14 protein-coding genes are annotated in these 20,524 nt (G+C 71.6%); 10 read left to right on the top strand and 4 right to left on the bottom strand.

The genetic code is table 11. The features are described 5' to 3' along the window. Positions 1–72: 72 nt before the first annotated feature. The gene (locus D7044_RS04970; RefSeq protein ID WP_120688103.1) at positions 73–1,071 is read right to left on the bottom strand and encodes a LacI family DNA-binding transcriptional regulator; all 999 of its coding nucleotides are present in this window, start codon (positions 1,069–1,071) and stop codon (positions 73–75) included. 595 nt (positions 1,072–1,666) lie between these two features. On the opposite strand from D7044_RS04970, the gene D7044_RS04965 reads away from it, so the two are divergent. The 6 genes from D7044_RS04965 to D7044_RS04935 all read left to right on the top strand — a co-directional run bounded on the left by D7044_RS04965 (position 1,667) and on the right by D7044_RS04935 (position 11,687). Further along, positions 1,667–4,924 (top strand): DUF2961 domain-containing protein, encoded by a 3,258-nt coding sequence (locus D7044_RS04965; protein WP_120688102.1) that lies wholly within the window; start codon positions 1,667–1,669, stop codon positions 4,922–4,924. Positions 4,925–5,013: 89 nt separating this feature from the next. Further along, the gene (locus D7044_RS04955) at positions 5,014–6,552 is read left to right on the top strand and encodes a sugar ABC transporter ATP-binding protein (RefSeq protein ID WP_120682672.1); all 1,539 of its coding nucleotides are present in this window, start codon (positions 5,014–5,016) and stop codon (positions 6,550–6,552) included. After that, positions 6,549–7,619, top strand: coding sequence for an ABC transporter permease (locus D7044_RS04950; RefSeq protein WP_120682670.1), 1,071 nt, complete (start codon positions 6,549–6,551; stop codon positions 7,617–7,619). The genes D7044_RS04955 and D7044_RS04950 overlap by 4 nt, the downstream gene beginning before the upstream one ends. A gap of 25 nt (positions 7,620–7,644) precedes the next feature. After that, positions 7,645–8,652: a substrate-binding domain-containing protein gene (locus tag D7044_RS04945; RefSeq protein WP_120682668.1), complete on the top strand. Its 1,008-nt coding sequence runs from the start codon at positions 7,645–7,647 to the stop codon at positions 8,650–8,652. A gap of 93 nt (positions 8,653–8,745) precedes the next feature. After that, a complete protein-coding gene (locus D7044_RS04940; RefSeq protein ID WP_120688101.1) occupies positions 8,746–10,434 on the top strand; it encodes a family 43 glycosylhydrolase in 1,689 nt (562 codons plus the stop codon). A gap of 164 nt (positions 10,435–10,598) precedes the next feature. Beyond that, complete coding sequence (locus tag D7044_RS04935) at positions 10,599–11,687, top strand: NHL repeat-containing protein (RefSeq protein WP_199716475.1); 1,089 nt, start codon at positions 10,599–10,601, stop codon at positions 11,685–11,687. 46 nt (positions 11,688–11,733) lie between these two features. Here the strand turns inward: D7044_RS04935 and D7044_RS04930 are convergent, their stop codons facing one another. After that, complete coding sequence (locus D7044_RS04930) at positions 11,734–12,498, bottom strand: SDR family NAD(P)-dependent oxidoreductase (protein WP_120682664.1); 765 nt, start codon at positions 12,496–12,498, stop codon at positions 11,734–11,736. A 260-nt stretch (positions 12,499–12,758) separates the two neighbouring features. On the opposite strand from D7044_RS04930, the gene D7044_RS04925 reads away from it, so the two are divergent. After that, positions 12,759–13,916, top strand: a complete 1,158-nt coding sequence (locus D7044_RS04925) for a low temperature requirement protein A (protein ID WP_120688100.1) — start codon at positions 12,759–12,761, stop codon at positions 13,914–13,916. 42 nt (positions 13,917–13,958) lie between these two features. Here the strand turns inward: D7044_RS04925 and D7044_RS04920 are convergent, their stop codons facing one another. Further along, positions 13,959–14,540 carry a TetR/AcrR family transcriptional regulator gene (locus D7044_RS04920; protein ID WP_120682661.1) on the bottom strand — a complete coding sequence of 194 codons (582 nt, stop codon included), beginning with the start codon at positions 14,538–14,540 and terminating at the stop codon, positions 13,959–13,961. 102 nt (positions 14,541–14,642) lie between these two features. Here D7044_RS04920 and D7044_RS04915 point away from each other — a divergent pair, with 102 nt between their 5' ends. The 3 genes from D7044_RS04915 to D7044_RS04905 all read left to right on the top strand — a co-directional run bounded on the left by D7044_RS04915 (position 14,643) and on the right by D7044_RS04905 (position 18,132). Then, entirely contained in the window at positions 14,643–15,110 is a 468-nt protein-coding gene (locus D7044_RS04915; RefSeq protein WP_199716474.1) for a MarR family winged helix-turn-helix transcriptional regulator, read from the top strand. Further along, positions 15,107–16,747 carry an MDR family MFS transporter gene (locus tag D7044_RS04910; protein WP_120682657.1) on the top strand — a complete coding sequence of 547 codons (1,641 nt, stop codon included), beginning with the start codon at positions 15,107–15,109 and terminating at the stop codon, positions 16,745–16,747. Before D7044_RS04915 ends, D7044_RS04910 begins: the two co-directional genes overlap by 4 nt. A gap of 188 nt (positions 16,748–16,935) precedes the next feature. Then, positions 16,936–18,132: a low temperature requirement protein A gene (locus D7044_RS04905; RefSeq protein ID WP_120688099.1), complete on the top strand. Its 1,197-nt coding sequence runs from the start codon at positions 16,936–16,938 to the stop codon at positions 18,130–18,132. An 84-nt stretch (positions 18,133–18,216) separates the two neighbouring features. On the opposite strand, the gene D7044_RS04900 is transcribed toward D7044_RS04905, so the two are convergent. Then, positions 18,217–20,493, bottom strand: coding sequence for a M64 family metallopeptidase (locus D7044_RS04900; RefSeq protein WP_233564883.1), 2,277 nt, complete (start codon positions 20,491–20,493; stop codon positions 18,217–18,219). Between the last annotated feature and the right edge of the window lie 31 nt (positions 20,494–20,524).

Genomic DNA, 20,524 nt, shown 5'->3' with positions numbered 1-20,524 from the left:
CCTGCAACCCGCGACTCGCCCCGGCGGTACGACGGCTCCGCCGAGGCGACGGGTGGTCGGCCGGTGCGCCGGTCAGCTCGGGCGGCTGGAGCTCTCCCGTACCTGTAGACCGGTGCTCAGGGTGACTGTCGACGGCGGTCGCGTCGGGTTGGCGATCCGCTCGGTGAGCAGCACCGCGGCGGCCCGCCCGAGGTCGTACGTGGGCTGGGAGACGGTGCTCAGTGAGGGCTTGACCAGGTGGGCCCAGGGAATGTCGTCGAACCCGACCACTCCGAACGACGCCGGCACCCGCACGCCGCGGTCGACGAGGCACTCGACGGCGCCGACGGTCATCAGGTTGTTGGTCGCGAAGACGCTGTCGGGCGGGTTGTCGCTGTCGAGCAGCGAGGCCATGGCCTGGTAGCCGCCCTCCTCGCGGAAGTCCGCGTAGCGGACCAGGCCGTCGCTCACCTCGCGGCCGGCGGCCCGCAGGGCGCGCTGGTAGCCGCGGAGCCGCTGGGAGGCGGTGGAGATGCGACGCGGACCGGTGATGCAGGCGACCCGCTGGTAGCCGTTGTCGAGCAGGTGGGTGGTGGCCATCTCGGCCCCCTGCACGTTGTCGACGAGCACCGTGTCGATGGTGACGCCGCGCAGTTGGCGGTCGATCGCGACGACCGGGATGCGCGCTTCGACCAGCCGGTTGATGGCTGTCGACCGGCCGGAGGTGGAGATGATGACGCCGGCCATCCGTTCGGCCAGGGCGGCGGCGATGTACCGGGACTCCTTCTCCGGATCCTCGTCGCTGTTGCACAGGACGACGGAGTAGCCGGCGCCCTGTGCGACGTCCTCCACCCCGCGCACCATGGAGGTGAAGAACGGGTTCCCGATGTCGGAAATGATGACCGCCCAGAGGCTGGTCTGGCTCAGGCGCAGGTTACGGGCGACGGCGTTGGGACGGTAGTCGAGGTCCCGCATCGCCTGGTGCACTCGCGCAGCCATGGCTGGATCGACAGTGGTACGTCCGTTCAGGACCCGCGACACCGTCGCGGGTGAGACCTGGGCCTGCCGTGCCACGTCATAGATCGTCGCCATTCGCCTCCATCCGGTTGATTCCTACGATGAGCTGAACTTTCACGGAGGTGCTCGGCCCGCTGCGGGGACGGGACCCGGCATCCTACGGGCGGATGATGACGGAATCGTCACGGGCATTCCGGTCGCTGTCGGTTGGCGCCGGCCGGCTGCCCGGTCGCCCGCCGACGTGACCGGAGGCCGCACCCGCCCCGCTGTCACCTCGGAAGTCAAGGTAACGAGGATACGCCCGCGCCGGCACAACCAGTCACCGATCGACAGCGCGCGGTGGCCCGGCCGGTCGCCGCGCCGCCCGCCGGTGTGGTGGTCCTGCCGGCGCCGAGGGATCCGGCGCGGTGGACGCTCGGGCACGGGGCCTCCCAGGTCGCCGCGACGGCGGCGTGCGTCGACAACGAGAAATCGTTTGCTCAGTTCTGATCGAGGACCATAGAAGCGGGCTGGCCAGCTGTCAACGTAGATCCCCGTCCACCTGGGATTTGGTCATTGAGGATTGACCGCCGCGTCGAGGCTGCCTAACCTGATCGCTACTGCAGCGAGAAATCGATTCCTTGTCCTGCCACCCCCGGCCCGCCCCACCCACCGATGTGGAAGGCGATTCATGACACCCACCACTCGCGCGCCACGAACCCCTGCCCGACGGCGATTGCTCCGCGCCGCCGCCGCAGTGACCCTCATCGCCGGCTCCGCCGTCGTCGGTCTCTCCGGACCGGCCGCGGCCACGCCCGGCCCGACCCCCAACGGACCCGTCGGCTGGGACGTCTACCGGCAGCTCGACCGGCTCCCGAACCTCACCGACGGCTCCCGTGCCTACCAGTTCTCCAGCTTCGACCGCAGCGGCGGCAACGACGACGGCTTCTCCGGCCAGTACTCCTGCCTGAGCACCACCGCGGAGGGCTGTGTCATCGCCGAGGCCGCCGGCGCCGGCGAGATCGACTCGATCTGGTTCACCCGGGACGAGGGCAACGTCTCCGCCACCGGCAAGATCAAGGTTGTCCTCGACGGCCGGACGGTGCTCGACGCGAAGATCCAGGACGTCGTCGACGGCAAGCTCGGCGCCCCCTTCGTCTACCCGGTCGTCGCGAACGCGGCGCAGAGCTCCGGGGGCGTCTACATCAAGGCGCCCATGACGTACCGCAGCTCGATGCGGGTCACCACCGAGAAGAACCCGGTCTTCTACCACGTGGCCTACCGCAAGTTCACCAGCGCCGAGGGCGTCCGCACCTTCGACCCGGCCGACCGGGCACTGGACGTCGTCGAGCAGCTCAAGGCGGCCGGCACCCGCGACCCGAAGCGCGCCGAGCCGGGCGCGAAGACGGTCGAGCACACGTTCTCCGTACCGGCCGGCGGTCGCGCGACGCTCGCCGGCGGAGACGGCCCCGGCGCGGTCACCGGCCTCACGCTGCGGATCCCGCAGCTCGTCGGAGCGCCGCAGCCGATCGCCGACGACGGCCGCGCCTTCGGCGCCGGCGGCGGCAGCCAGTTCACCGTCGCCGTCGACCCGGCCAACACGGGCGTACGGCTCACCCGCCGGTTCGACCCGCACATCGGAAACCAGCGGGCGCGGATCCTGGTCGACGGGGTGGCGGTCGGCGAGTGGCCGGCCAACGCTCTCCTGCCCTTCGGCACCTGGCAGGACCAGAGCGTCGAGCTGCCGGCCAGCGCCACGGCCGGCAAGTCGAAGATCACCATCGCCACCGAGTTCGTCTCGTCCGACCTGGACGTCAACGAGTTCACCTACTGGGTGGACAGCCTGGTCGCGGGCACGGCGAAGCGTACCGACACGCTGGACCTCGGGCCGGCCCACACCGACGCCGAGGCCGCGCACGACTACAAGATCACCGCGCAGAGCTGGCAGGGCACCAACACCATGTCCTACCCGGCGGACGCCGAGCGCAAGGCGGCGATCGCCGCCTCCGACGCGGTGCTGCGCCAGACCCGGCTGCGGATCGCGTTCGACGGGAAGACCACCGTCGACGCGCCGCTCGGCGAGTTCTTCGGCACCGGCCTCGGGCTGCACGAGGTCCGGTCCCTGATGTTCGCCGTCGACCCGGCCACCTCGACCCTCTCGGCCTGGTGGCCGATGCCCTACCGGGAGCGCTACACCGTCGAGCTGCGCAACGGCTCGAACGTGCCGATCAAGTCGTCGACCGCCACGGTGACCACCGCCCGGTCGGCGAAGTGGGCGGCGGCCCTGCGGCCCACCGGCGACGCCGGCTACTTCCGGGCCACGGCGAACAGCGCCGACACCGTCCCCGGCGCCGACCACCTCTTCCTCGACGCGGCCGGCCGCGGCAAGTTCGTGGGCGTCACGCAGACGATGGAGGGGCACATCCCCGCCGGTAACCAGCGCAACTACCTGGAGGGCGACGAGCGGGTCTACGTGGACGGCGCCCAGAGCCCGAGCATCCACGGCACCGGCACCGAGGACTTCTACGAGGCCGGCTGGTACTTCAACCACGGCACCTTCAACGCTCCCACGAACGGCAACCCCGCCCACGAGGTCGCCGACTACGGCTGCCAGTACGACTGCACCGGCGCGTACCGGCTCATGGTGGCCGAGTCGATCTCCTTCTCGACCGGCCTGCGGTTCGGCATCGAGCACGGCCCCGGCGACCAGGATCCGGCCCGGTACGGCTCGACCGCGTACTGGTACGGCCAGGACACCCTCGGGCAGCGGTGGACGGACAGCGTCGACGTCGGCAACGCGGCGGGCGAGGCCGCCCACGGGTACACCGGCGGCGGCGCCCGGGAGGTGCTCACCGCGACTTTCGAGGGTGACGACGGCACGCCCCGACCGGTAGCCGACGACACCCGCGCCTCCACCACCCCGATCCGGTTCCGAGTGGAGCTCGACCGCCACAACAACGGCGCGGTCCTGCGCCGGGTCGCCGACCAGGCCGTCGGGCACCAGTCGGTGAACGTCCGGGTCGACGGTCGGGACGCCGGCGTCTGGTCCCAGCCCCTGGGCAACGGCTCCCACCGCTGGCTCGACGACGAGTTCCGCCTGCCGGCGGCGCTCACCGCCGGCAAGTCGAAGGTGACGGTCACCCTGACCCCCACCAAGGACGCTCCGGCCTGGTCCGCCGCCCGGTACGCGGCGCTCAGCCTGGTCGACCCGTTCACCGACCACAGCCGGCCGGGTGACGTGAAGGGGCTCACCGCCACCAGCGGCACGACCAACGCCGTGTCGTTGACCTGGCAGTCGGCCGAGGACGACGTCTACGCGCCGCGCTACGAGGTCTTCGCCTCCCGCACGGCGGGCTTCAAGCCCGGACCGGAGAACCGGGTCGGCACCACGAGCCGGTCGAGCTTCGAGCACGGCGGGTTGGGCCTGCACGAGACCTGGTACTACCGGGTGCGCGCGGTCGACGCCGCAGGCAACGCCGGGTCGTACTCGGCTGTCGACTCCGCCAGCACCGGTAGCACGCTGCGGATCGAGGGCGAGTCGACGCTGCCGGCGGTGACCGCCGAGGGGCCGGCCGACGTCCAGGGCGACTGCTGCGGCGTGCACTGGTCGCAGAGCGCTCAGCTCTGGTTCCGGCCGGATGCGCCGAACCGGAGCGTCACCGTGGCGTTCACCGTTCCGACGACCGGCACCTACCGGCTGAGCCTGGTGCAGACGCTGGCGCAGGACTACGGCGTCAACACGGTGGCGATCGACGGCGCCCAGATCGGTGCGGCGTTCGACGCGTACCACTCGCCGGAGGTTGTGGTCAGCGACCCGATCGACTACGGCCAGCGGGAGCTGACGGCGGGCCGGCACACGCTCACCCTGACGGTGACCGGCAAGGCCGCCGCGTCGACCGGGTACCTCGCCGGGCTCGACTACGTGGAGGCGCAGCTCGTCACGTCGTGACCGTCGCGAGTCGCCGGGTCCGCACCCGCGGACCCGGCGACTCCGGCTCCACCCGCAGCAGATCCCGCAGACGATCCACGAGGTGCCGTATGACAGAACGACCGCTGGTCCGGATGACCGGCATCGGCAAGCGGTTCGGCGGTGTGCAGGCCTGCCGCGACATCGACCTCACCATCGCCGCCGGTGAGGTGCACGCGCTGCTCGGCGAGAACGGCGCGGGCAAGTCGACCCTGATCAACATCCTCTCCGGGGTCATCACCGACTACGACGGCACCATCGAGGTCGACGGCCGGCCGGTCAGCTTCGGCGGCCCGGTCGACGCCCAGCGCGCCGGAATCGCCACGATCCATCAGGAGCTGGACCTCGTGGCCGGTCTCTCCATCGCGGAGAACATGTTCCTCGGGCGGGAGCCGCGGACCCGGCTGGGCGGTGTCGACATCCGGCGGATGCGCCGGCAGGCGGCGGAGCACCTGCGTACCCTCGGCGCCGACCTGGATCCTCGCCGGCTCGTGGGTTCGCTGCGCGTCGGTGAGCAGCAGCTGGTCGAGATCGGGCGAGCGCTCTCGCTCGACGCCCGGGTGCTGATCATGGACGAGCCGACCGCCGCGCTGGCGGACGCGGAGGTCGAGCGGCTCTTCGAGACGATCAAGGAGCTGCGCCGGGCCGGCGTCGGCATCGTCTACATCTCGCACCGGATGGCGGAGCTGGAGGTCATCGCCGATCGGGCGACCGTGCTGCGCAACGGCGGACTGGCCGGCACCGTCGACCCGAGGACCGCCTCCCGCGACGAGATCATCCAGCTCATGGTGGGGCGGTCGGTCGACGCGCTCTTCGGCGAGGGCCGCAACGAGCCAGGGAAGGTGCTGCTCGACGTGCGGAATCTCGCGGTGACGCCGCGCCGGCCGACCCCGGGCCGCACCGAACCGGCCGGAGTGGACCTCACCGTGCGTACCGGGGAGATCGTCGGTCTCGCCGGGCTGATGGGCGCCGGCCGCACCGAGCTGCTGGAGACACTCTTCGGTGCGGGCGGCTCCGGACGCCGTAGCGGCCAGATGACGATCGACGGCAGGCCGTACGGGCCGCATGGCCCCCGGGCCGCGCTCGCCCGCGGGGTCGCGTTCGTGCCCGAGGACCGGCGCGGCGCCGGGCTGATGCTGGAGCACTCGGTGGCGGAGAACGTCGTGCTCTCCGCGCTGGCCACCCTGACGACGCTCGGCGTGGTACGCCGTCAGGCGGTGCGGCGGACCGTGGCCGAGCAGCTCACCGCCCTCGCCGTGAAGGCGGCCTCGCCGGCCGTCGCCGCCGCCACGCTCTCCGGCGGCAACCAGCAGAAGGTCGTCTTCGCCAAGCAACTGCTGACCCAGCCGAGGCTGCTCCTGCTCGACGAGCCGACCAGAGGCGTCGACATCGGGGCCAAGGCGGAGATCTACCGGCTGCTCCACCGGCTCGCGGACGCCGGCATGGCGATCCTGCTCGCCTCGTCCGAGCTTCCGGAGTTGCTCAGCCTCTGCGACCGGGTGGTCGTCCTGCACCGCGGTCGCACCGTGGCCACCCTGCCCCGCGCGTCCGCCACCCAACAAGCGATCCTCGCCGCGGCCAACGGCGACGATGCCAAGGAGACCCGATGACCCCGCCCAACCCCACCGCCGTCGAGGAAGCGCCGGCCGGAACACCACCACCGCGCCGCCGGCCGTCACTGCGGCTGCCACGGGATCGGCACGCGCTCGTCGACAACTTCTTCCGGTTCCAGAGCCTCTTCGGCCTGGTCGCCGTCTTCCTGATCGCGATCGCGGTGTCGCCGGTCCGCAACGGCGAGAACATCTTCCTCAGCTCCGGCAACCTGGCCAACATCGTCCGGGCGGTGTCGGAGATCGGCATCATCGCGGTCGGCATGACGTTCGTCATCCTGATCGGGGGCATCGACCTCTCCGTCGGCGCGGTGCTCGGCCTGGCCGCGGTCGGGTCGGCCACCCTCATGGTCGACAGCGGCATGGGGATCCTTCCGACGGTGCTGATCGTGTTGTTGATCGGCACCGCGTTCGGCGCCACCCAGGGGGCGATCGTCGCCCGGATCGGCATCCAGTCGTTCATCGTCACGCTCGCCGGCCTCCAAGCGGCCCGGGGCATCGCCCGGATGTGGTCCGGCGGCCTCGGCGTCCCGATCGCGTACGGGGACGGGCCGAAGGAGGCCCCCGAGGCGTTCTCGCTGCTGAGCGGCTCGATCAACGGGGTGTTGCCGGTGCCGGCGGTGCTCTTCATCGCCATCGGGATCGGCGCGCTCCTGGTGCTGCGCAGCACCGCCTTCGCCCGGCACGTGTACGCCATCGGCGGCAACGAGAAGGCCGCCCGCCTCTCCGGCGTCCCCGTACGCCGGGTGCGCATCACCGTCTTCGCCATCTCCGGTCTGCTCGCCGCACTGGCCGGGATCATCCACGCCGGGCAGCTGAACCAGGGCAGCCCGAACGACGGCTCCGGCTACGAGCTGGACGCGATCGCGGCAGTGGTCATCGGCGGCACGAGCCTCGCCGGTGGCAGTGGATCCATGGGCGGCACCATCGCCGGCGCGCTGCTGCTCGGGATCCTCAACAACATCCTCGCCCTCAACAACATCGACGCGAACGTGCAGCTCGTCGTCAAGGGACTGGTCATCGTGGCCGCCGCCGCGCTGCAGAAGCTCCGCCCCCGCATCTCCTGACCCCCACCACCAACCGGAGGTAACAATGCGCTACGCCCGAAGAGCGGTCGCCGTCCTCGCGCTGACCGTCCTCGCCACCACCACCGCGTGCAGCGTGGAGAAGGCCGGCGACGGCAACGGCGGCACCGACGCCGCGGCCGAGTGCGGCAGCGGCAAGGAATTCCTGATCGGCATGTCGCAGGCGAACAACGCCGAGCCGTACCGGCAGGTCATGAACGACGACGTGAGCAACGCGGCGAAGGACGTGCCCGGGTTCAAGGTCGTCGTCTCCGACGCGGCCCAGGACAACAGCAAGCAGGTCGCCGACGTGGAGAACTTCATCTCCCAGGGCATCAACCTGCTGATCATCTCGCCGAACGAGGCGAAGCCGCTCACCGCGGTCGTGAAGAAGGCGTACGACCAGGGGATTCCGGTGATCGTGCTGGACCGCAAGGTCGAGGGCGACGCGTACACCGCGTTCATCGGCGGTGACAACGTGGCCATCGGCAAGGCCGCGGGCGAGTACTACGCGAAGACGCTCCTGCCGCAGGGCGGCAAGGTCGTCGAGATCTCCGGTCTGCCCGGCTCCACCCCGGCCGCCGAGCGCGCCCAGGGCTTCCGGGAGGGCGTGGCGAGCAACCCGCAGATCCAGATCGTGGCCAGCCAGACCGCCGAGTGGCTGCGGGAGAAGGGGCAGAGCGTCATGGACGCGATGCTCAAGGCGAACCCCGACATCAACGCGGTCTACGCGCACAACGACCCCATGGCGGAGGGCGCCTACCTGGCGGCGAAGGCGGCCGGCAAGGAGAGCACCATCAAGTTCACCGGGATCGACGCGCTGCCCGTGCCCTCCGGCGGCATCAAGGCCGTCGAGCAGGGCCGGCTGCAGGCGACGTTCCAGTACCCGACCGGCGGCCGCGAGGCCATCGACATGGCCAAGAAGATCCTCGTTGACTGCCAGAAGGACGTCCCGAAGACGACCACGCTCGGCACCACGCAGATCACCAAGGACAACGCCGCACAGGTCTACACCCAGCTCGGCGGCAAGCAGTAGCACCCGGGGTGGGCCCGCCATCGCACCCGGCGGCGGGTCCACCCACTCCACCGCATCCCCGGAACCCCTCATCCATCCGTGTGGAGGAATGCGATGCCCCGCCCACCGTCCCGTGCCGGCCGGATCTCCGCGCTGCTCGCCCTCGCCGTGGGCCTGCTCGTGGCCCCGGCCCCGGCCCGGGCCGCCGGTCCCGACGGGCTGGAGAACCAGCCGTACGAGAACCGGTCCACCCAGGTCACCGCCGGTGAGTTCGTGAACGTCTACGACCCGAGCGTCGGCGAGGACGAGCCCTGGTACTACAACGACCACACCATGGTGCGGGACCGCAGGACGGGCCTGTGGCACGTCTTCGCGATCACGCACGCCGAGCCGGCCAACCCGCTGGACGAGAAGTTCTTCGGCCACGCGACCGCCCCGTCGCCGCGCGGCCCCTGGACGAAGCAGCCGTTCGCCCTGGAGGCCGACCCGAACGCGGGGGAGACCCACATCTGGGCCCCCTACGTGATGTTCCACGGCGGCACCTACTACATGTTCTACGCCGGTGGCACCGCCGATCACGAGGCGTACCGGATGCACCTCGCCACGTCGAAGGACCTGGTGCACTGGAAGCGAAGCTCGAAGAACCCGCTCTTCACCGACGGCTTCGACGGGCGGGACCCGATGGTCACCCGGGTCGGCGACAAGTGGGTCATGTACTACACCGCGAACAGCACCCCGGCCGGTGGCAACCACATCGTCGCGTACCGCACCAGCCGGGACCTCGTGCACTGGAGCGACCGGCGGACCGCCTTCGAGCACCCGGCCACCGGCACCTTCGGCGGGCCGACCGAGTCGCCGTTCGTGGTGCAGCGCGGTAACTCCTGGTACCTCTTCGTCTGCTGCGAGAGTGGCTACCAGGACACCCGGGTCTACCGCAGCTCGAACCCGCTGCACTTCACCGTCGACCAGCTGGTCGGTCGGATCAAGGCGCACGCCGCCGAGGTGGTCAAGGACGACACCGGCCGCGGCCAGTGGTACGTCACCGGCGCGGGCTGGGGGCAGGGTGGGCTCTGGCTCGCCCCGCTCGATTGGCGTACGCCGGTGGTGACGAAGGGGCGGGTGGTCAGCACGCCGTACTACCGGGCGGTCGTGCAGAGCGCACCCGAGGCGCGGTTGGTCTCGTACGCCGCCGACCCGGCCGGGCGCGGCGAGTACCGCGCGGTGACCGATTCGTCGTTCCGCTCCACGGCGCCGTACCTCGCGGTGGGGACCTTCGGGCCGACCGACACGGCGGGCGCGGCGGCGCGGGTGACCGTCTCGACCGACGGCGCCGACGTAAACCTGACCGGCATCCCGCTCGGCGACGAGCCGGTGACCGTGGACTGGCGGTTCCGGTTCGCGCCGACCACCGTCGACGTGAGTTTCCTGTGGCACGTGGCCGGCCCGACCACGGCGCCGGTCTGGGAGGCCGCCTGGAACCTGGATTCGAGCCTGCCCCGGGTCGGGGATCCGGCGGGCTCGGACCGCGACGGCGACGCGGCGGGCTTCTCCCCGTGGTCGCTCGCCACCGACGAGTCGACCACCCTGGTGGCCGCCTACCGGGCCGGGTCGGCCTGGAGCGAGGACAACCGCTGGTTCAACCGGCCGGGCGGCTCCATCGCGTGGCAGCCGCTCTGGCAGCCGGGCGGCCGGTCGCTGCCCGTCGGTGATCTCGCCGGTGGCACCTGGCGCATCGGGGTGAGCGGTGCGCCGACGGACACCGCGTTCGCGGACGCCCTGGCCGCGTCGGTGAACGGCGGCTGAGGCGATCCGACCGGTGCCGGCCACCCCAGCGGCGGCCGGCACCGGCGTCTCCGCGTCCGGGGGCCCGCCTCGACCCGTCCGCCGGCTCGTCGTCGTGAACCCGACGCGGCGGCAACGCCCGGTAGCTGTCCACGCGGACCTCCGGCGGTGGATAGATTGCGGGGATGCGGAGAGCTGACGGGGTCGGGCGGCGGCGCGGCGCGGTGCTGGGCGTGCTCGTCCTGCTGGCGGCCGTGACGCTGCCGGGCGCGGCGTGGGCCGGGTCGGCCGCGCCGGGTGAGCCGGCCTGCGAGGTGCGGGACGCTCGGCTGACCGAGCTCTCCGGAATGGTCGCCACCGACGACGGCTTCGTGGTGATCAACGACGGCGCGGAGAACGAGGCGCGGCGGCGGATCTTCTTCCTCGACCGGAGCTGCGCGGTCGTTCGCGCGGTGCCGTACCCGACCCGCCCGCTCGACACCGAGGACCTGGCGGTCGGCGCGGACGGCACCGTCTGGGTGGCCGACATCGGCGACAACGACAGGTCCCGCGAGACGATCGCGGTGTGGAAGCTGGCCCCGGGCGCCGATCGGCCGGTGCTGCACCGGATGTCGTACCCGGACGGCCCGCATGACGCCGAGGCGATGTTGGTGACCGGTGACGGTCGTCCGGTCGTCGTCAGCAAGTTCTCCGGCAACCTCTACGCCCCGACCGGCGCCCTGCGGCCGGGCGCGACCGTGCCGTTGGCGAAGGTGGGGCAGGTGCGGCTGCCCGCCTCGACGACCAGCAACCCGTACGGCCTGCTCGGCCGCTCGGCGGTCACCGGCGCGGCGACCGCCCCGGACGGACGCCGGGTGGTGCTGCGCACGTACGCCGACGCCTTCGAGTTCGACGTGGCGGGCGGTGACGTGGTCGCCGCGTTGACCGGTGGCACGCCCCGGGCCACTCCGCTGCCGAACGAGCCGCAGGGCGAGTCGATCAGCTACGCCGCCGACGGCCGCTCGCTGCTCACCGTCTCCGAGACGGCCGACCAGCCGCCGGGCACCAGACCGACGATTCTGCGTTACCCGCTGGCCGGGCCCGCGCCGTCGGGTTCACCGGCCGCGACGCCGGAGCCGACCGGCGCGACGCCGGCCGACTCGTCCGCGGCCGGCGAGGACGGGGGGAGTCGGGTCGTCCTCGTCGCCGCGCTGGCGGCCGGTGCGCTGGGTGTGCTCTTCATCGTGGTGGCGTTGCTCGCCCGCGCGCGTCGCCGACCGACGACGGGGACGTAGCCGCCGCACGTCCTGCGTGCGGCGGCCACCTCCCCGGGTCGTCGGGTCAGTTCACGCTCTGTCCGCCGTCCACCATGATCGACTGGCCGGTGACGAAGGAGGCACGGTCGGAGAGGAGGAAGAGGGCCACCTGGGCGACCTCCTCCGGCTCGCCGATGCGGCCGAGCGGGATCCGCTCGCCGTGTGGGTGGTGCTCCGAGCCCTCGTCGGTGGTGGTGATGCCACCGGCGGTCAGCGGTGTGCGGATCACCGTCGGGTTGACGGTGTTCACCCGGATCCGGTCGGGACCGAGCTCCACGGCGGCGGCGCGGGCCAGTGCGGCCACGCCGCCCTTGCTGGCGCTGTACGCCGAGATGCCCCACGTGCCCAGCTCGGCGAAGACCGAGCCGTTCAACGCGATTGAACCACCGCCGCCCTGCCGCTTCATCTGCGCGGCCTCGGCCTGGAGGTAGAAGAAGACGCCCTTCAGGTTGCCGTCCAGCAGGTTGTCCCAGAACTGCTCGTCCAGTTCGGTCAACGGACCGACGTTCGCGGTGCCGGCGTTGTTGAACGCCACGTCGAGCCGTCCGAAGCGGTCGACGACCTGTCGCACGACGTCCGCCGCGCCCGCGAAGTGGGTGGCGTCCGCCTTGATGAAGAGCGCCTCGCCGCCGGCCGCCGCGATCTCCTCGGCGACCTCCCGGCCGGCGTCCTCGCGCCGTCCGGTGAAGGCGACCTTGGCTCCTTCCCGGGCGAACAGGAGGACGCTCTCCCGGCCGATTCCGGAGGTGCCGCCGGTGACCAGCGCGACCTTACCGTCCAACATTCCCATGGTTTCGCTCCATAACGCTGTGTCAATTCCGCGGTGCCGTGGCGGGGCTGGCCTGGTCGGCCTGGTCGCACGCCGTGGCACCACTTGGCCAACGAACCGACACAACGGGGCTGGGAGCCGGCTGATTTCGGGTCGGTCATCGTCGATCCGAATGGTGGGTATAGGCCGCGCCGATGATCAGAGCTGGTCTTCTGCGGCGATGGGCCGGGCGGGCTCGTGAAACGGATATTCAATACATTACGGGCAGTTAGTCTGCTCGGGTGAACGGAGGGGGCGTGGCCGCCGGCAGCCGTGGCTATGCCGAGGCGCGGCGCTCGAGCTGGCTGGAGCTCTTCTTCGACCTGGTCTTCGTCGTCGCCGTGTTCCAGCTCGGCGGGCTCCTCAACGAGGACCCGTCGATCCACGGCGTGCTGGTCTTCGCCGGCCTGATGACCACCATCTGGTGGCTCTGGTTCAGCTTCTCGTACTTCGCGGACCTCTTCGACGACGACCGTCCGCCGAGCCGGTTCGTGCAGTTGGTCGCGATGCTGGGGGTGCTCGCGCTGGCCGCGTCACTCCATGGCGGGGTGGCCGACGATCCGGCCCTCTTCGCGCTGGTGTACGGGCTGCTGCTCGCCCTCCTCGCGGGCATGTACGGGGTGGTCGGGTGGCGCCGGCGAGAGGCGCGGGAGTTCTGCTGGTGGAATGCCGCGGGGTTCCTGCTCGGCGCCGTGCTGTGGTTCTCGTCCCTGCTGGCCCTGGCTCCGGCCCGGTACGCGCTCTGGGGTGTCGGGCTGGCCCTGAATGCCGCGGTGGCCGGGCCGCTGGCGTACACCTGGGCGGGCCGGGCGCCGGTCCAGCGGTCGCACATGCCGGAGCGGTTCGGGCTGTTCACCATCGTCGTTCTCGGGGAAGCCGTGCTCGCGGTCGCGAACGGCATCGGCGACACCGGCTGGCGACCGGCAGCCGCGGCCGTCGGGGTCGGCGGCTTCGTGATCGCCTGCGGCATCTGGTGGGTCTACTTCGCCTCCACCTTCGACCAGGAGGCGGGCAACCGGGCGCTTCGCGGTGGCCGGGGAGCGGTCGTGCGCAGCTACCTCTACGCGTACGGCCACCTGCTCGTGTACGGCTCGATCGTGGCCTCCGGAGTCGCCGTGGAGGTGGCCGCGCGGGAGGCGGTGCACGGCGACCACGGCGTCGCCGGTCCGCTGCTCGCCGGCAGTCAGCTGACCTTGATCCTCGGCTGCATCGTCGTCTACCGCGGGTTCGACGTGCGGGTGAGCCGGCGGGTCGCCTTCACCCAGGTCGGCCTGGCGGTGGCCGCAGTGGTGATCGGCCTGGGCGGGTTGCCACCGCCGGCCACGGTCCTGCTCGTGGCGGTGGCCTGGGTCACGCTGGCTCTGGTCGAGTGGCGCTCGCCCCCGGTCTGGCGGCGCTGACGGCCGCGCCGACCCGCCGGCACGAGTCGGCGCCGGGGGAGGCTAGGCCGGCGCGGCGGCCGCGAGCGCGGCGGCGACGACGTCGAGCAGCGGTCGGTCCGGGTGCTCGGTCGAGTCCTGCACGGCGACCCGCATGGTGGTCAGGAAGATCGCGGCGAGGACCCGGGCGCGCAGCGCCACGTCGTCGCCGCTGAGCCGCTCCGCCAGCTCCGCCGCCAGCTCCCGCTCGACGACCGCGAACGCCGCGACCTGGTGTGCGGCCAGGCTGGGGTGCCCCCGCAGCAGGCGGCGCCGGGTCAGCCACTCCTCGTTGCCGAGGTACGTCTCCTCGGCGAGCTGCAACGCCGCCCGGGTCAGCGCCGTCCAGGGCTGGTCGTCGGCGGGTTGTGCCCGGATCAGCTCCAGCATCCGGCGCAGCCGAACGGTGTCGCCGTGGAAGATCGCCTCCTCCTTGCCGGAGAAGTAGTTCGAGAACGTCCGCCGGGAGACGTTCGCCGCGTCGGCGATCGCCTCGACGGTCACGCCGTCCACCCCCTGATCGATGGCGAGCTGCAGGGCCGCCTCGTGCAGGGCGGCGCGGGTCGCTGCCTTCTTGCGTTCGCGCAGCCCAGGGGTCTCGTCCATGACATAGACGGTACGTGACGCAGTTCTCAGGCGGCAAACTTGCCTACTGGGCAAGTTTTGTAGATGCTTGCGTGGGGCAACCATCTGTCGGCGGGAGGAAGCGTGGAGGGTGACGGTCGTGAGCTCGTGCACCGGCTGCGGGACCTCCTCCGGAGCATCCGGTTGATCAAGCAGCGGCGGGCCGAGGAACAGCCGGGCATCCCGCTCGGGCTGGTCGGCATCCTGTCGCAGATCGACGGGCTCGCCGACGGTTGTCACGCCCGGGAACTGGCGCTGCGGGCCCGGCTCGACCCGTCGACGGTGAGCCGTGCCGTCGCCGCCCTCGTGGCGCACGGGCTCATCGAGCGGCGCCCCGACCCGGCCGACCGGCGGGCACAGGTCCTGGCGGTCACCCCCGACGGCCGGACGGCCCTGGCCGACACCCACGACTGGTACGCCCGGCTGCTCGATCGGGCCCTCGCCGGCTGGAACGCCGACGAGGTCGCCGCGCTCGGCGCCGGGCTGCACCGATTCACCCGCGATCTAGAGGTCGCCCTCGAAAACCACGACAATCTGGAGGCCGCGCGATGAGCGCACCCACCACAACCGCCGGCGCCGAGCCGATGACGCACCGGCGGACGCTCGAAGCACTCAGCGGTCTGCTGCTGGTGCTCTTCGTCGCCCTGCTGAGCAGCACTGTCGTCTCGACGGCGCTTCCCAAGATCATTGGTGCGCTGAACGGCTCGCAGACCCAGTACACCTGGGTGGTCACCGCCACCCTGCTGACCGCGACGGCGACCACCCCGATCTGGGGCAAGCTCGCCGACCTGTTCAGCAAGAAGCTCCTGATCCAGCTCGCCATCGTCGTCTTCCTGCTGGGTTCGGTCGTCGCCGGCTTCTCGCAGAGCGCCGGTCAGCTCATCGCCTCCCGCGCCTTCCAGGGCATCGGGGTCGGCGGCCTGCAGGCCCTCGTCCAGGTGGCGATCGCCGCGATGATCCCGCCGCGGGAGCGGGGCCGCTACAACGGCTACCTCGGTGGCGTGATGGCCCTCGCCACGGTCGGCGGCCCGCTGCTCGGCGGCCTCATCGTCGACACCTCCTGGCTCGGCTGGCGGTGGTGCTTCTTCGTCGGCGTGCCCGTCGCGATCATCGCGCTCGTCCTGCTCCAGGCCACGCTGAAGCTGCCCGTTGTCCGCCGGGAGAACGTCAAGATCGACTACCTGGGCTCGGCGCTGATCGCCGCCGGCGTCAGCCTGCTGCTCATCTGGATCTCGTTCGTCGACAGCTCGTTCGCCTGGGTCTCCTGGCAGTCCGGCGTGATGGTGGCCGGTTCGATCATCCTGCTCGCCCTGGCGATGGTGGTCGAGAAGCGGGCCGCCGAGCCGGTCGTCCCGCTGGAGATCATCCGCGAGCGCACCACGGCGCTGGCCATCCTCGGCAGCCTCGCGGTCGGCATGGCCATGTTCGGCGGCTCGGTCTTCCTCGGCCAGTACTTCCAGATCGGGCGCGGCTACACGCCGACCGAGGCCGGCCTGCTCACCATCCCGATGATGGGCGGTGTGCTGATCTCCTCGATCGTCGCCGGTCGGCTGATCACCAAGAGCGGACGGATCAAGCCGTACATCGTCTTCGGCTCGATCGTCCTGGTCATCGGCTTCGCTCTGCTCGGCTTCATCGACCACGAGACGTCGCTGTACCTGATCGGTGCGGCCATGTTCCTCGTCGGCATCGGCGTCGGCATGACCATGCAGAACCTCGTCCTCGCCGTGCAGAACACCGTCTCGCTCAAGGACATCGGCGCGGCCAGCTCCAGCGTGGCGTTCTTCCGGTCGCTCGGCGGCACCATCGGGGTCTCGGTGCTCGGCGCCGTCCTGGCCCGCCGGGTCACCGACCAGATCACCCACGACCTCTCCGCGGCCGGCGTACCCACCTCCGGCATGGGTGAGACGAGCAACCTGAACATCACCGCGCTGCCCGACGCGATCCAGAACATCGTCCGGGCCGCGTACGGCGACGCCACGGGGCACATCTTCCTCATCTCCGCGGTGATCGCGGTGGTCGGTGTCATCGCCGCGCTGGCGCTCAAGCCGGTCACACTGCGCACCAGCATCGACCTGCCGGAGAGCGTCAAGTCGGCGGCGGTGGCCGCCGACGCCGTCGACGGCGCGCCCCCGTTCGACGAGGTCAACCTCGACGACGGTCGGGAGCGGGCGACCACCGGCCGCTGATCCCGGGCCTCGCGTCAGCCAGGGCCGCCCCGCATTTGGACCGCGGGGCGGCCCTTCGCCGTCCGGGCGGCCCCGCACGTCCGCTCGCCGCACCTGCCCGGTCGGTACGGTGCTCGTGTGGGCCCGGGGTCCGGAACGGGCATGGTAGAACTGACCGCGATGAGGGTGCGAATCCACGTAAGTCGGACATGATCCGCCTTCCGGCCCGCCCGGCCGACGGTGCGGTCCCACGTAGTGCGACAGTCCTGGAGCTGCTCTTCGACATCGTCTACGTGTTCGCGCTCGCCCGCCTCGCCGGACGGATCGCCGACGACCTGACCATCGTCCGGCACACGCTGCTCTCCGAGGCGGGCCAGACCATCCTCTTCTTCGTCGCGATGTGGATGATCTGGTCGATCAATGCCGTCACGTCGAGCATCTACGACCCCCGTTCCCCCACCATCCAGGTGGAGCTGGTGGCGACGATGTTCGGCACGCTGATCCTGGCGGTCTCGTTGCCGCAGGCGTTCGGTGAGCGCGGCGTGATCTTCGCCGTCACGTACGTCCTCCTCCAGGTCCTGCGTCCGCTCCACCTCGCGCTGGCGCTGCGGGGCGGTGGCGGCACGGCCTGGCGAGCGCCGGTGCGCGTGCTCTGCTGGCACACCGTCTCCGGAACCTTCTGGCTCACCGGCGCGGCCGGCGCCGGCGTCACCCGCGGCGTGCTGTGGACCATCGCGGTCGGCATCGAGGTGCTCGGCATGCTCACGGCCTGGGCCGTACCCCGGCTCGGCTCGAACCGCCGGAAGTACGAAGACCTCGTCTACCACCATCTCGCCGAGCGGTACAACCAGTTCTTCATGATCGCCCTCGCCGAGGTGGTGCTCGAGACGGGCGCCGCCGTCAGCTTCCCGGGCCTCTCGGTCGACCGGACGATCGTGCTGGTGGCCGCCTTCCTGACCGTCGTGGCCTACTGGCGGATCTACTTCTACCACCGGACGTGGGGCCGTTCGGAGCATCAGAGCGGGACCGGCCCCGCCATGCGCCTCACCGACCGGTCGAACTTCAGCCTGCTGCTGATCGTCGGCGGGGTGATCTGCAGCGCGGTCGGCTTCGGTCAGATCGTCCGGGACGCCGACCCGCCCATCGACTGGGCGCTGGTGGTCGTCATCTTCGGCGGCCCCGCGCTCTTCCTGATCGGCCGGGCGTTCCTCGAACGGGAGCTCTACTCGATCCGGCGCAGCATGGCGCTCTACGTCGGCCTGCTGGCTCTCGGCGTGGCCGCGCCGATCACCCTGCGCTTCCCGCCGATGGTGGCCGCCGTCGCGGTGGCGGCGGTCATGGTCGGCGTCGCCCTCTTCGACGAGCTGCACCGGCACTCGGGCCGGGAGGGCAACCCGACGTTGTAGCCGGCCGTCAACTCCGACGGCGCGGGGCCGGTCGCCGCACGACGACCGGCCCCGAACCGTGTCCGCCCTCCGGCGGTTCAGGATTCAGAGTCCCCGGCACTGCCCCGACGCGGCGCCGCGCACCGTGTTCGGTGCGCCGAGATCGACCGGGGCCGGGCTGTTGCCCGAGCAGTGCAGCGATACCACCTCGTTGCCGGCGAGGATCGCCGCCGTCGTGCCGGTGTCGTTTCCGCTGAGCAGCAGAGCGCCGTCCACCCGGCTGCCCACCGCCGTGACGTGCCCGGTGGTGCCGGTCACCGTCACCGCGCCCCGCACGGTGCTGTTCAGCAGCTCCACGGCCGTCGCGCCGGTCGCCGCCACCGCGCCGCTGATCGAGGAGCGGTCGACCACGAGGGCGGCCCCGGCCCGGACGGTCACCCCGCCCGTGACGCTGGCGGCCCGCAGGCAGGTGACGCCGGAGGTGACGACCAGCGCGCCGGCGCGCCGGCCGGAGACGACGTCGGTGCACGTCGGCGGCGGCGGAATCAGCGTGGCGACGAACTCCCCGGCCGTACCCACGTTGCCCACCGCGTCGATGCCCCGGTACTCGACGGTGTGTCGGCCGTAGCCGGGGGAGCGCTGGGCGAACGGGGAGACCGACAGGCCACCCGAGCCGAGGTTGCCGTAGACGAGACCGTCGACGTCGGTGCCGGTCGCCGTGAACAGGAACGGTGCCTGCGCGTCGGTCGGCCAACCGTAGTAGTTGTGCCAGCCGTCGCGGTCCAGGCGGAACTCGGCGGTGACCTCCGCCGCGGTGTCGTCGGCGCCGGTCAGGCGCATGGTGAACGGCCCGTTGTAGACGTACTCGGTGGGCTTGCCGGGGCGGGCGGTGGTGAGCAGCGGCTCCGACAGGTCGTAGTCGACCTCGGGGCGGGTCGCGTCGACCGTCCAGGAGCGGGACACCGACTCGGCGGTGACCGGGTCGGTGACCGTGGCGGTGAGCCGGTGGGTGCCGCCGGTCAGGCCCAGCCCGGCCAGCTCCAGGTCACCGTCGTGACCGGGGTTCGCCACCGGACGACCGTCGAGGGCCCAGGCCACGGCGGGGATCCGGTCGGTGGGGTGGGTGCTCTCCACGTACACCACGTCCCGGGCGCCGACCGGCCGGTCGGTCGCGGTCGACGTGGTGATCCCCAGCGGCTCGGCCACCACCGGGGTGGTCAGCCCGGTGTCGACGGTCCAGGTGCGGCGCTGGGTCAGCGCGGGCGACTCCCGTACCGCCGGGTCGCGGACGAACGGAGTCGGATCGGTGACCGTCGCGGTGACGGTGTGCGTTCCGGGGGTGAGCCGCAGCGTCCGCAGGTCGAGGACGCGGGCGTTGCCGGTGCCGGCGACGGTCGTGCCGTCGACCGTCCAGGTGACCGTCAGCTCGTGGCTCACCGGGTGCAGGGTCTCCACCCGGACGACCTGGTCGGCGCCGATCGGCCGCCCCGCCTCGGTGCCGCCGGCCAGGATGTCGACCCGGCTCGCGATCCGCTCGGTCATCTGCTCCCGGGCGACCTGGTCGAAGTAGAAGCCCAACGACTTCATCATCGAGTGCCGGCTCGGCCGCCACACGCCCTTCTGCAGGTAGAGCCCGCCCTCGTAGCGGCCGATCTGGCCACCGGACTCGCTCGGTTCACCCAGCCAGCGCCACCACTTGGCGCGGGTGTCGCGCATCTGCTGCTCGGTGAGGAGGGTGTGGTGCGTCGACGAGGGCTCCGGCCCCTCGTAGGTGTCCCCGGCCACGCCGCGGGCGTAGTAGTCGTACTCGTCCTGCAGGCCGCCCAGCGAGTGCCCGAGCTCGTGCGGGCTGATCAGCGCGGAGAGCGCGTTGCCGCCGGAGGCGGTGGCGTTGACCCCGCCGGCCCCGCCGTAGGTGTCGCTGTTGGCCAGGGCGACGAGCTGTCGGTTGCCCCGGTTGGTGCCCGCCGCGAGATCGGCGTACGCGTTCGCCGCCGTCCCGTCGACGGCGAGCAGACGCTGCACGCTGTTGGGGTTGCAGCCGCCCCAGAAGCCCATGTCCAGCACGGTGTCCCGCTCCGGGTCGCCAAGGCCTGGGTCGCAGTCCACCCCCGACTCGGCGGAGACGATCTCCACGGCGTAGACGTTGAAGTAGCTGCGGTAGGACTTGAACGGCTCGATCGTCCAGAGGGTGTTCAGGTGCTTGTCGACGTGCGAACGGAAGGTCGGCAGGTCCGCCTCGGTGTACCCGTCGCCGAGCAGGACCAGGTTGAAGCGCTCCGCCGGATCACCGGTCACCTGGATCGGCACCACGGTGGCGCTGCCCACGTCGGCGGCGACGGCGGGCGCCGCCCCCACCCCCACCAGTCCGGCCGCGACCATCGCAGCCACACAGAACCCCGCTCTGACTCTC

This window comes from Micromonospora musae (genome assembly GCF_003626635.1).
Classification (GTDB): domain Bacteria; phylum Actinomycetota; class Actinomycetes; order Mycobacteriales; family Micromonosporaceae; genus Micromonospora; species Micromonospora musae.
This window is presented reverse-complemented; position numbering and strand designations above follow the sequence as displayed.

Bases quoted from the DNA above. Each gene is read 5' to 3' on its own strand.
- D7044_RS04970 (WP_120688103.1), bottom strand. From the start codon at position 1,071: ATGGCGACGATCTATGACGTGGCACGGCAGGCCCAGGTCTCACCCGCG.
- D7044_RS04965 (WP_120688102.1), top strand. From the start codon at position 1,667: ATGACACCCACCACTCGCGCGCCACGAACCCCTGCCCGACGGCGATTG.
- D7044_RS04955 (WP_120682672.1), top strand. From the start codon at position 5,014: ATGACAGAACGACCGCTGGTCCGGATGACCGGCATCGGCAAGCGGTTC.
- D7044_RS04950 (WP_120682670.1), top strand. From the start codon at position 6,549: ATGACCCCGCCCAACCCCACCGCCGTCGAGGAAGCGCCGGCCGGAACA.
- D7044_RS04945 (WP_120682668.1), top strand. From the start codon at position 7,645: ATGCGCTACGCCCGAAGAGCGGTCGCCGTCCTCGCGCTGACCGTCCTC.
- D7044_RS04940 (WP_120688101.1), top strand. From the start codon at position 8,746: ATGCCCCGCCCACCGTCCCGTGCCGGCCGGATCTCCGCGCTGCTCGCC.
- D7044_RS04935 (WP_199716475.1), top strand. From the start codon at position 10,599: ATGCGGAGAGCTGACGGGGTCGGGCGGCGGCGCGGCGCGGTGCTGGGC.
- D7044_RS04930 (WP_120682664.1), bottom strand. From the start codon at position 12,498: ATGGGAATGTTGGACGGTAAGGTCGCGCTGGTCACCGGCGGCACCTCC.
- D7044_RS04920 (WP_120682661.1), bottom strand. From the start codon at position 14,540: ATGGACGAGACCCCTGGGCTGCGCGAACGCAAGAAGGCAGCGACCCGC.
- D7044_RS04910 (WP_120682657.1), top strand. From the start codon at position 15,107: ATGAGCGCACCCACCACAACCGCCGGCGCCGAGCCGATGACGCACCGG.
- D7044_RS04905 (WP_120688099.1), top strand. From the start codon at position 16,936: ATGATCCGCCTTCCGGCCCGCCCGGCCGACGGTGCGGTCCCACGTAGT.
- D7044_RS04900 (WP_233564883.1), bottom strand. From the start codon at position 20,493: ATGGTCGCGGCCGGACTGGTGGGGGTGGGGGCGGCGCCCGCCGTCGCC.